Origin of the sequence: Acidisphaera sp. L21 (assembly GCF_009765685.1) — a bacterium.
Taxonomy (GTDB): Bacteria; Pseudomonadota; Alphaproteobacteria; order Acetobacterales; family Acetobacteraceae; genus LMUY01.
In genome coordinates this window covers 368,566-379,482 of the sequence record NZ_LMUY01000145.1, presented here as the reverse complement: position 1 = coordinate 379,482, position 10,917 = coordinate 368,566, and the positions used below count along the sequence as shown (strand labels likewise).

The 10,917-nt window shown below is 67.2% G+C and carries 10 protein-coding genes and 1 pseudogene; 4 read left to right on the top strand and 7 right to left on the bottom strand.

What is annotated here, in order from left to right:
• The 7 genes and pseudogenes from GSQ76_RS28340 to GSQ76_RS28310 form a co-directional block, all read right to left on the bottom strand.
• A pseudogene (locus GSQ76_RS28340) lies at positions 1–916 on the bottom strand (GNAT family N-acetyltransferase); the annotation flags it as partial.
• 33 nt (positions 917–949) lie between these two features.
• Positions 950–1,882 (bottom strand): branched-chain amino acid ABC transporter permease, encoded by a 933-nt coding sequence (locus GSQ76_RS28335; protein ID WP_158747391.1) that lies wholly within the window; start codon positions 1,880–1,882, stop codon positions 950–952.
• On the bottom strand, positions 1,882–2,769 hold the full coding sequence (locus tag GSQ76_RS28330) for a branched-chain amino acid ABC transporter permease (protein WP_158747390.1): 888 nt from the start codon (positions 2,767–2,769) through the stop codon (positions 1,882–1,884). The genes GSQ76_RS28335 and GSQ76_RS28330 overlap by 1 nt, the downstream gene beginning before the upstream one ends.
• Positions 2,770–2,777: 8 nt before the next feature.
• Positions 2,778–3,998, bottom strand: a complete 1,221-nt coding sequence (locus GSQ76_RS28325) for an ABC transporter substrate-binding protein (protein WP_158747389.1) — start codon at positions 3,996–3,998, stop codon at positions 2,778–2,780.
• The gene (locus GSQ76_RS28320) at positions 3,995–5,233 is read right to left on the bottom strand and encodes an ABC transporter substrate-binding protein (protein ID WP_158747388.1); all 1,239 of its coding nucleotides are present in this window, start codon (positions 5,231–5,233) and stop codon (positions 3,995–3,997) included. Before GSQ76_RS28320 ends, GSQ76_RS28325 begins: the two co-directional genes overlap by 4 nt.
• A 48-nt stretch (positions 5,234–5,281) precedes the next feature.
• A complete protein-coding gene (locus GSQ76_RS28315; protein ID WP_158747387.1) occupies positions 5,282–5,974 on the bottom strand; it encodes an ABC transporter ATP-binding protein in 693 nt (230 codons plus the stop codon).
• On the bottom strand, positions 5,967–6,695 hold the full coding sequence (locus tag GSQ76_RS28310) for an ABC transporter ATP-binding protein (protein WP_158747440.1): 729 nt from the start codon (positions 6,693–6,695) through the stop codon (positions 5,967–5,969). The genes GSQ76_RS28315 and GSQ76_RS28310 overlap by 8 nt, the downstream gene beginning before the upstream one ends.
• 206 nt (positions 6,696–6,901) lie before the next feature.
• On the opposite strand from GSQ76_RS28310, the gene GSQ76_RS28305 reads away from it, so the two are divergent.
• The 4 genes from GSQ76_RS28305 (at position 6,902) to GSQ76_RS28290 (ending at position 10,907) form a co-directional block, all read left to right on the top strand.
• Positions 6,902–7,051, top strand: coding sequence for a MaoC/PaaZ C-terminal domain-containing protein (locus GSQ76_RS28305; protein WP_158747386.1), 150 nt, complete (start codon positions 6,902–6,904; stop codon positions 7,049–7,051).
• 4 nt (positions 7,052–7,055) lie between these two features.
• Positions 7,056–7,898 carry a CoA ester lyase gene (locus GSQ76_RS28300; protein WP_158747385.1) on the top strand — a complete coding sequence of 281 codons (843 nt, stop codon included), beginning with the start codon at positions 7,056–7,058 and terminating at the stop codon, positions 7,896–7,898.
• A gap of 160 nt (positions 7,899–8,058) precedes the next feature.
• Positions 8,059–9,666: an efflux transporter outer membrane subunit gene (locus tag GSQ76_RS28295; RefSeq protein WP_254070679.1), complete on the top strand. Its 1,608-nt coding sequence runs from the start codon at positions 8,059–8,061 to the stop codon at positions 9,664–9,666.
• Positions 9,663–10,907, top strand: a complete 1,245-nt coding sequence (locus tag GSQ76_RS28290; protein WP_158747384.1) for an efflux RND transporter periplasmic adaptor subunit — start codon at positions 9,663–9,665, stop codon at positions 10,905–10,907. Before GSQ76_RS28295 ends, GSQ76_RS28290 begins: the two co-directional genes overlap by 4 nt.
• Positions 10,908–10,917: the final 10 nt, after the last annotated feature.

The window sequence follows — 10,917 nt, the reverse complement described above, 5'->3', positions numbered from 1 at the left end:
TGCGAGTTTCGGGGGCGAGGTTGGCGAGGGCGATGCCGCTGGCGAGTGCGGCGTCCGCGGCCATGCGGCCGGGGCCGATGGCGTTGGTGACGATGACCAGGCCGTCGCCCCGCGGCGGGGGGGCGCGGGTGAGGGTTTCGAGGGCGGCGAGCAGGTCCTCCAGCCTGGAGACGGTGAGCACGCCGGCGCGGTTGAGGGCGGCGTCGAACACCATTTCCGCCCGGCCGGTCGGGTCCAGCAGGCGACTGCCGGCGCGCAGGGCGACGACGGGGCGCAGGCGGGCGGCGGCGCGGGCGGCGGACAGGAAGGTGCGGGGGTCGCGGAGGCGGCGGATGTCCAGCAGGATGGGGCCGGTGGCGGAATCGCGGGACAGGAAGTCCAACACCTGGTCGAACCCGGTGCCGGCATTGCCGCCGATGCCGACGATCTGACTGAAGCCGACGCCGTTCGGCCCCGCCCAATCGAGCACGGCGCGGCAGAGGGCGGCGGATTGGGAGAGGAGTGCGACCCGGCCGGGCTGCGGCTGCAGGTGGGACAGGGTGGCGTTGAGGTGGATCGCTGGGCACGCCATGCCGAACGATCCGGGACCGAGCACGCGCACACCCGTTTCCGCCTGCCCGGCCGCGATATCCTGGCTGAGCCCCACTGCCACGCCGGCGAAAATCCCAGCGCGTGCCAGGCCGGGGAGCAGGCGGGCGATCGGGCCCGTGTCGGCGGCGAATATGGCGAGGTCGGCAGGCGCCGGGTCGGCGCCCGGCGCCACGGCTTGCACGGCGCCGGTGAACCCGCCGGCCGCAAGGTTGTCGAGCACCTGCCGGCCGAGCCGCCCGTCCGCCCCGAAGATGGCGAGCGAGCGGGGGCGGAACATCCGCTCCGGATCGAACCGGCTGGCCATGGGACTGCGGTCGAGGATCATGCTGTCCCCAACCTATCCGATGTCGCGGCGGGGCTACAGCACCAGCTTGAGCCGGGCCCCGATCTCCCCGATGATGCCGCGGCGGAAGGCGAGCACGCAGACCACGAAGATGCAGCCCTGCACCACCGTGACCCAGGAACCGATGCCGGCGAGGTAGTTCTCCATCCCCTTCAGCACCAGGGCGCCGACGCCGGGTCCGAAGATGGTGCCCATGCCGCCGACCAGCGTCATCAGCACGATCTCACCGGAGGTTTCGAAGTTCACGTCCGTCAGCGTGGCGATGCCGAAGACCAGCGCCTTGGCGCCCCCGGCGATGCCGGCGATGAAGCAGGACAGGATGAAGGCGATCAGCTTGTAGTCGTCGGTGCGGTAGCCGAGCGAGGTGGCGCGGGGTTCGTTCTCGCGAATCGCCTTCAGCACCTGGCCGAAGGGGGAATGCACGATGCGGTGGATGAGCAGGAAGAAGAACAGGAACAGCACCGCGATGAACACATACATCGCCCGGTCGTTGGCCAGAGAGAAGATGCCGAACAACGCGCCGCGGGGGACCTGCTGGATGCCGTCCTCACCATGGGTGAACGGCGCCTGCAGGCAGAAGAAGTAGTTCATCTGCGCCAGGGCCAGGGTGATCATGGCGAAGTAGATGCCTTGGCGCCGGATCGCCAGCCAGCCGAACACCACGCCCAACAGGCCGCCGGTGATGCCGCCCAGCAGGACACACACCTCGGGCGTGAGTCCCCAGACCTTCGCGGCATAGGCGCAGACATAGGCGCCCATGCCGAAATAGGCGGCGTGGCCGAAGCTCATCAGCCCGACATAGCCGATGAGCAGGTTGAACGCGCAGGCCAGCAGGGCGAAGCACAGCACGTTCATCAGGAACACGGGGTAGAGGACGAACGGGCAGACGACCACCAGGATCAGCAGCAGCAGGAAGGCGATGCCTTGCTCTTTGGAAAACCCGAACATCAGGCGGCCTTCCCGAACAACCCGGCGGGACGCGCCAGCAGCACGATGACCATGACCACGAAGATGACCGTGGCGGAGGCCTGCGGGTAGAAGACTTTGGTCAATCCTTCCGCCACGCCGAGGCCGAAGCCGGTGACGATGGAGCCGAGGATCGAGCCCATGCCGCCGATCACCACCACGGCAAACACCACGATGATGAGGTTGGAACCCATGTTAGGATTGACCGAATAGATCGGCGCCGCGAGGACGCCGGCAAACGCGGCCAGGGCCACGCCGGCCGCGTAGGTGAGCGTGATCATGCGGGGCACGTTAACGCCGAAGGCCTGCACCAAGCCGGGGTTTTCCGTGGCTGCCCGCAGCTTGGCGCCGATCGAGGTCTTTTCGATCACCAGCCACACCGCCAGACAGGTGACGACGGCCACCAGCACCACCCAGCCGCGATAGAGCGGCATGAACATGAAGCCGAGATTGGCGCCGCCCGACAATGCCTGCGGGATGCGGTATGGCAGGCCGGAGGAGCCGTATTCGTTGCGGAACAGGCCCTCCAGAATGAGCGCCAGGCCGAATGTCAGCAGGAGGCCGTAGAGATGGTCGATCCGGTACAGCCGGCAGATCACGGTCTTTTCCAGCACCACGGCGAAGGCGCCGACGATGAGTGGCGACAGGATCAGCGCCCACCAATAGTCCAGGCCCAGGTAGTTCTGCAGCATCCACGCCACGAACGCGCCCACCATGAACAGCGCCCCGTGGGCGAAGTTGATGATGTTGAGCATGCCGAAGATGATGGCCAGGCCTAATGACAGTAGCGCGTAGAATGCCCCGTTGATCAAACCCAGCAGCAACTGACCGAACAGCAGTGCCACCGGGTAGCCAAAGATCATGAACATGTCGGCCTTTACGTATGCACGAGGGGGCAGCCGCCCTCGGCCAGCGGGCGGTAGGCCTCGCCAGCCGGCGTCGTTGCGATCAGCTTGTAATAATCCCAGGGGGCCTGGCTTTCGGCCGGGCTCTTTACCTCGAACAGGTAGGCGGGGAACATGCCGCGGCCGTCCTCGCGGACGGAGCCTTTGCCGAACGCATCGTCATCGGTCGGCATCGCCTTCATGCGGGCCACGACGGCGGCGCCGTTCGCCTTGGCGTTGGCCACGCCCATGTCGGCGACGGCCTTGAGGTAGTGCAACGCGGCCGAGTAGCAGCCGGCCTGGTCCATGTCGGCGCGCACGTCCGGCGCCTTCTGCTTCAACCGGGCGGAGAAGGCGCGCGTGCGGTCGTTCAGGTCCCAATAAAAGCTCTCGGTCAGCGTCAGGCCCTGGGCGGTTTGCAGGCCGAGGCCGTTCACGTCGCTGATGAACATCAGCAGCGCGGCGAGCTTCATGCGCTGGGTGAGCCCGAACTCGGCGGCCTGCTTGATGCAGTTGATGGTGTCGGCGCCGGCGTTGGCCAGGCCGAGCACCTTGGCGCCGGAGGTTTGCGCCTGCAGCAGGAAGGAGGAGAAATCGTTGGTGGCGGGGAACGGGTAGCGAGTTTCACCGAGGACCTTGCCGCCAGCCGCCTTGACGAACTTGGCGCCCTCGCTGGCGAGCTGCTGGCCGAACACGTAGTCGGCGGTGACGAAGAACCAGCTATCGCCGCCCGACTTCACCATCGCGCCGCCGGTCGACTTCGCCAGCATGTAGACGTCGTAGGTCCACTGGATGGTGTTGGGGTTACATTGCGACCCGGTGAGGTCGACCGTTCCGGCGCCGGAATTCAGGTTGACCTTGTTTTTTTCCTTCGTGACGGTGCTGACCGCGAGGGCCACGGAGGAGGTCGGCACGTCGAGGATGACGTCGACGCCGTCCTCATCGTACCAGCGCCGGGCGATGGAGGCGCCCTGGTCCGGCTTGTTGCCATGATCGGCGTTGATGACGTCGACGGCGAAACCGTGGTCACCGAAATCCTGCACCGCCTGCTGCACGCAGGTGATGGAGAGGGGGCCGCCAGTGTCGCGATACGGGCCGGACATGTCGTTCAGCACGCCCAGCTTGATGCGGGGCTTGGCGCCCTGGGCGCGCACGCGCGGGGCGATGACGGCAGCGGCGGCAGAACCGGCCAGAAGGGAACGACGCGCGATCATGAATGCACCATTGGACAGCCACCCTGGTTGAGAGGTCGCCACGCCTGGTCAATCGGCGTGGTTGCGACCAGTTTGTAGTAATCCCACGGCCCGCGACTCTCGTCGGGGGCTTTCACCTGGAACAGATAGACGGGGTGGAGCGCCCGCCCATCCTCCCGGATGCTTCCTGCGCCGAACGCATCGTCATCCGTCGGCATGGACTTCATGCGCGCGACGACGGCGCGGCCGCTGCGCCTGGCATCCGCCGCACCGAGGGCAGCGACTGCCTTCAGGTAGTGCACCGTGCCGCCATAGCAGCCGGCCTGGCCCATGCCGGGTCGCACGCCGTCGGTTTGCTTCAGCACGCGGCTGGTGAAGGCGCGGGTGCGGTCGTTCAGGTCCCAGTAAAAGCTTTCAGTCAGGTTGAGGCCTTGGGCGGCCTGCAGGCCCAGCGCGTGCACGTCGCTGATGAAGACCAGCAGACCGGCGACCTTGACGCCTGCGCGGGTGAGACCGAACTCACCGGCCTGCTTGATGGAATTCACGACGTCCGACCCGGCGTTGCAGAGGCCGATGACCTTGGCGCCGGAGGATTGCGCCTGCAGCAGGTAGGGCGAGAAATCCGTGGTGGGGAATGGCGCCCTGACCGAGCCGAGCACGCTGCCGCCGGCGCGGGTGATGAAGCCGGTGGTGTCGCGCTGGAGGGCCAGGCCGAAATCGTAATCGGCGGTGACGAAAAACCAGGTATCGCCACCGTCGGCCACCATGGCGGTGCCGGTGGAGCGGGCCAGGGCGTAGGTGTCCATGGCGAAATGCACCGTGGTCGGCGCGCATTGCGCCCCGGTGAGTTCGGTGATCATGGCGGCGCTGTTGATGTAGGTCTTGTCCTTCTCGTGGCAGATCGCGGCGACGGCCAGCGCCACGGCGCTGTTCGGGCAGTCCGTCACCATGTCCACGGCGTCGCGGTCGAACCATTGCCGCACGAGCGAGGCGCCGACGTCCGGCTTGTTCTGGTGGTCGCCGACGACGACCTGGACATCGATGCCGTTCAGATGAGGCGCCATGTCCTGAACCGCCTGGCGCACACAGGCTGCGGCCACCGGGCCACTGAGGTCGCGGTAGACACCGGATTGGTCGCCCAATACGCCGATTTTGATGGCGGGCTTGATGGCTGGCGTGGATTGGGCACGCGCCATCACCGGGGCGGCAGCGGCGATGGCCACGGTGCCGAGCAGGTCGCGTCTTGTCAGCAGCATGGTGGTGTCCCCCGGGCTTGGCGCGCAGATACGCCGATTATAGCGTGCTCAGACGCCGAGGTACTCGTGCAGCTTGTCCATCTTGGCCTCGATCTCGCTATTCGGGATCATATCGATGACCCGGCCATGTTCCATGACATAGTGGCGATCGGCCACAGTCGCGGCGAAGCGGAAATTCTGTTCCACCAGCAGCACGGTGAAGCCGCGGGTGCGTAGTTCGCGGATGGTGCGGCCGATCTGCTGCACGATGACGGGGGCGAGGCCCTCGGTGGGTTCATCGAGGAGGAGGAATTTGGCGCCGGTGCGCAGGATGCGGCCGATGGCGAGCATCTGCTGCTCCCCGCCGGAGAGCTTGGTGCCTTGGGAGGCGGCGCGTTCCTTGAGGTTGGGGAACAGGGCGTAGATGGTCGGCAGGTCGAGGCCGCCGGGTCCGATGACGGGGGGCAGCATCAGGTTTTCGGTGACGTTGAGGCCGGCGAAGATGCCGCGTTCTTCGGGGCAGATGGCAATGCCGGATTTGGCGACCTCGTCGGGGCGCATCTTCACCGTCTCGCGGCCCTTGTAGATGATGGAGCCGCGGCGGCGGGGCACCAGGCCCATGATCGACTTCATCGTCGTGGTCTTGCCGGCGCCGTTGCGGCCCAGCAGGGTTACGACTTCGCCCTCGCCCACCTGGAAGTCGACGCCGTGCAGCACGTGGCTCTCGCCGTACCAGGCCTCGAGGCCCTTCACCTCAAACATGCGCGGCTTCCCCGGCCAGCGCGGCGGGTGCGTCGGTGCCGAGATAGGCGGCGACGACTTCGGGGTTGCGGGAGACGGTGGCGTAGTCGCCCTCCGCCAGGACCTTGCCGCGGGTGAGCACGGTGATGCAGTCGCACAGGCCTTCGACGACGGAAAGGTTGTGTTCGACCATCAGGATGGTGCGGCCGGTGCGGATGCGGCGGATGAGGGCGACGATGCGGTCCACGTCCTCGTGCGTCATGCCGGCGGTGGGTTCGTCCAGCAGCAGCATTTGCGGGTCGAGCGCCAGGGTGGTGGCGATTTCCAGGGCGCGCTTGCGGCCGTAGGACAGCAGCACGGCGGGGGTTTCGTGGTATTCGGACAGGCCGACATCGTCCATGAGGGCACGGGCGCGGTCGTCGAGGGATTTCAGCACGTCCTGCGACCGCCAGAAATCGTACGAGCCGCCGCGCTTGCGCTGCAGGGCCAGGCGGACGTTTTCCAGCCCGGTCAAATGGGGGAACACGGCGGAGATCTGGAACGAGCGGACCAGGCCCAGGCGGGCGATCTGCGCCGGCTTCAGCCCGGTGATGTCGCGGCCCATGTATTTGATGGTGCCGCGGGTGGGTTGCAGGAATTTGGTGAGCAGGTTGAAGCAGGTGGTCTTGCCGGCGCCGTTGGGGCCGATGAGCGCGTGAATCGTGCCGGGCATGACCTGCAGGTCGACGCCACCCACGGCCATGAAGCCGCGGAATTCCTTGGTCAGTCCCTCAGTTTGTAGGATCGGCTCTGCCACCCGAACGTCCCTGTCTCGTTTGATTTATTGTCGTCGTGATTTGCATATCGCGCCTGACCGCGCAAGATTGTTTCACGTTTTGGGAGGCTGGCTTGGCCGGTTTGTTCTTCGAGGCGCGAGACAACTGACTATGGCGGCGTCGGGTAAACTCGGTGTTTACGCTTGGTCTGCTAATTGGGATGACCGTGCACAACACGACCAACGGAACTGCAATCGCAAAGATGGGCATGACGGATATCCGCTTCGCGGCTCCCGTTTTCGCGGGGGACACGCTGCGCGCGCTGGCCGCTGTGGGGGTGTGAGGGCATGAAATTACGGTCCCTGCTGTTCGCGCCCGGCGATTCGGAGCGTAAGGCCGCCAAGGCGGTGGCGTCCGAGGCGGATGGGGTCATCCTGGACCTGGAGGATTCGGTCGCGCCGGGCCAGAAGGACATGGCGCGCGGCATGGTTGCGGCGATGTTGCCGATGGACCGGGCGGTCGTCGTGCGGGTGAACCCGCCGGGCACGCCGTGGTATCTGGCGGATCTGGCCGCGGTGGTGCCGAGCCGGCCGCACGCGATCCTGCTGCCGAAATGCACCGGGCCGGCCGATCTGGCGGCGCTGGACCATCATTTGGAGGCGCTGGAGACGGCGTCCGGTCTGCCACCCGGTGGGATTGGCGTGCTGGCGCTGGTGACGGAGACGGCGGATTCGCTGCGGTCGATGGATTACGCCGGGTCGACGCCGCGCCTGCTGGGACTGTGCTTCGGGGCGGAGGATTTATCGGCCGATCTGGGCATCGCGCCGCGTGGGCCGGATGGGTATGCCGCCCCGGTGATGGCCGCGCGGGCCGCGACGCTGCTGGCGGCGGCGTGGGCTGGGGTGCCGGCGATCGACACACCGTGGCCGGACCCAAAGGACGCGGCCGGCATGGTGAGGGAGGCCGCGCAGGCCGCCCGCGACGGGTTCGTGGGGAAATTGTGCATCCATCCCGGGCAGATCGCGCCGGCGAATGCGGCGTTCACGCCCTCCGAGGAGCGCGTGGTTTGGGCGCGCCGGGTGGAGGCCGCGTTCGCGGCCAGCCCGGATTCGGGCGTGCTGACGCTGGATGGCGCAATGATCGACCAGCCGCATTTGAAGCTGGCCCGGCGGATCCTCGCCTCCATCTGAGAGACCATTCAAGAGCGCTACTGCGGCGGCCATCCAGCGCAAGGGCGCCTCTGACTCACCGCAGCGCATTCTCGAACGGTCTCCTCGAGGCTGGGGATCTTTTTGCGAGTCACTCGCAATTCGGCCATCGCACCGCCGCAATCCTGCGGTTACATTGGGGATGTCGTTTTGTGCTATCGGGGCGCGCCGCCCGCCATTCGAGGACTGCCCCACTGCGACTGCCCCATTGCGGATGACGCACGCCTTCACTCTCGCGCTGGTCGCGATCGCGATCCCCCTGTCCGGATGTGACCTGGGGCCGGATTACGCACGACCCAAACTTGCCATCCCCGCCTCGTTCCGCGCCACCGCGGAAACGGCGCGGCAGGCGTGGCCGGCGGCGGATTGGTGGCGCGGTTTCGGCTCGCCGGAGCTGACGCGGCTGATCGAGGATGCGCGGGCCAACAACCAGGATCTGGCGGCCGCGGCGGCGCGGGTAGTGCAGGCGGATGCCCAGGTGGCGATCAACGGGTCGCCGCTGCTGCCGACCGTGAGTGCCACGGGAAATGCGAGCTACAGCCGGATCGGGTCCAGCCGGCGGGGCAGTTCGGCGTCGGGGATCACCACCGGCAGCAGCGGGCTGACGTCCAGCACCAGCACCGGGTCGGGCACGACGACGACGACGACCAGCACGGGTAGCACGGTGGTGACAGGCAGCAGCAGTGCCACCAGCCATTATACCGACAGCCGCCAGTACAGCGCCGAGGCCGCGATCAGCTACGAGGTGGATTTCTGGGGCAAGAACCGGGCGACCTACGATTCGGCGCGGGCGGCGGCGCTGTCCAGCCGGTTCGACCAGGATGTGGTGGCGCTGACGGTCGTGACCTCGGTTGCGACGACGTATTTCCAGGCGCTGGGGGCGGCGGACCGACTGGCTGTGGCGCGGCGCAACCTGCGGGATGCGCAGTCCACGCTGAAGGTGTTCCAGGTGCGCGTGCAGGTAGGCACGGCGACGGCGCTGGATGTGGCGCAGCAGGAGGCGCTGGTCGCCGGGCAAGCGGCGCAGATCCCGAATTTGCAGAGCCAGATGGAACAGCAGGTCATCGCGCTGTCCACTCTGGTGGGGCGGCCGCCGGAATCGATCACCATCAAGGCGGACACGCTGTCGAACCTGCCCTCCCCCACGGTTGGCGGTGGCATGCCGTCCGAATTGCTGGCGCGGCGCCCGGATGTGGCAGAGGCGGAGGCCAATCTGGTGTCGCAGAACGGCAATATCCGCGCCGCGCGGGCCGCGTTCTTTCCAGCGGTGCAGCTGACGTCCCAGGGCGGGATCGAGAGCCTGGCGCTGTCCACCCTGCTGGGGCCGGGCAGCATGTTGTTCAACGCCGCGGCCTCGGTGACGCAGACGATCTTCGATAACGGGCTGAAGCAGGGCGATCTGGACCAGGCCAAGGGCCGGTTCGCGGAGTTGGTGGCCACGTATCGCCAGGCGGTGCTGCAGTCGTTCCAGGATGCGGAGACCTATCTGGTCGCGGTTCGCTACGCCGCCCAGCAGGAGACGCTGGAGCGCCAGGCGGTGGCGGTGGCGCAGCGGGCGGCCGATATCGCACGGGCGCAATTGGCGGCGGGCACGGTGGACATCACCACGGTGCTGAACACGCAGAATACCTTGTTCGGGGACCAGGACACGCTGGCGCAGGTCCGGCTTCTGCACTTCCAGGCGCTGATCAACCTCTACAAGGCGCTCGGTGGCGGATGGGTGCTGCCGACCAATATAGGGTCATCATGAAGCTCGGCCGCATCCTGATTGTTCTGATCGTGCTGGGTAGTGTCGGGTATGGCGTGTGGCGGGAGTTCATCTACACGCCGCCCGAGGGCTCGGAACAGGCGGCGCGCGGCGGGCGCGGTGGCCGACGGCGCGGGGCGGCGGGCGACCCCATTCCGGTGCTGATCACCACGGCCACCACGACCGACGTGCCGGTGTATCTGGACGCATTGGGCACTGTGCAGGCGTTCAACACCGTGACCGTGAAGGCAATGATCGACGGGCCGCTCGTCGAGGTGCGGTTCAAGGAAGGCCAGGACGTGCGGACCGGCGACGTGCTGGCCAAGATCGATGCCCGCCCCTATCAGGCCGCGCTGGACCAGGCGGTGGCGAAGAAGGCGCAGGACGACGCGACACTGGCCAACGCGCGGGTGGACCTGGTGCGCTACCAGAAGCTGGCGGCGACGGCGTATACCTCGGCCCAGACATCCGACACGCAGAAATCCACCGTGGCGCAGACGGAGGCGCTGGTGCGGCAGGACCAGGCGCAGATCGACACGGCGCGGACGAATTTGTCCTACACCACGATCAGCAGCCCGCTGGATGGGCGGACCGGCATTCGCCAGGTCGACCAGGGCAACATCGTGCATGCCAGCGACACGACGCCGCTGACGGTGATCACGCAATTGCAGCCGATCTCCGTCGTGTTCACGCTGCCGCAGCAGACTTTGCCGGCGGTGGCGAGCGCGATGCGGGATGGCGCGCCCGAGGTGTTGGCGCTGCCACAGGGTGTCGCCAATGACGGCAAGACGGTGCTGGACCGGGGCAAGGTGGCCGTGCTGGACAATACGGTCGACCAGAGCACGGGCACGATCAAGCTGAAGGCGACGTTCCCGAACCCCAACCTGGCGCTATGGCCGGGCGGCTTCATCAATGTGCGCCTGCTGGTTGATACGCAGCGCCAGGTCGTGAGCATACCGCCCAGCGCGGTGCAACGCGGGCCGCAGGGCACGTTCGTGTTCCTGCTGAAGGACGACACCGACGTGATCCGCAAGGTGGTGCAGGTCGGGCATGAGGACGAATCCGTCTCCATCATCACGGCCGGGCTGCAGGCCGGCGATCGGGTGGTGCTGGACGGGGCGTCGCGCCTGACGGACGGATCGAAGATCAAGATACAGACCCCGGGCGAGCCAGCCGAGACGGAACGCCCGGAACGCCGCCGCCGGGCGCCCGGACAGGGCCGGCAGCGGGCGTCGACGCAGTAGGGCGCGGCCA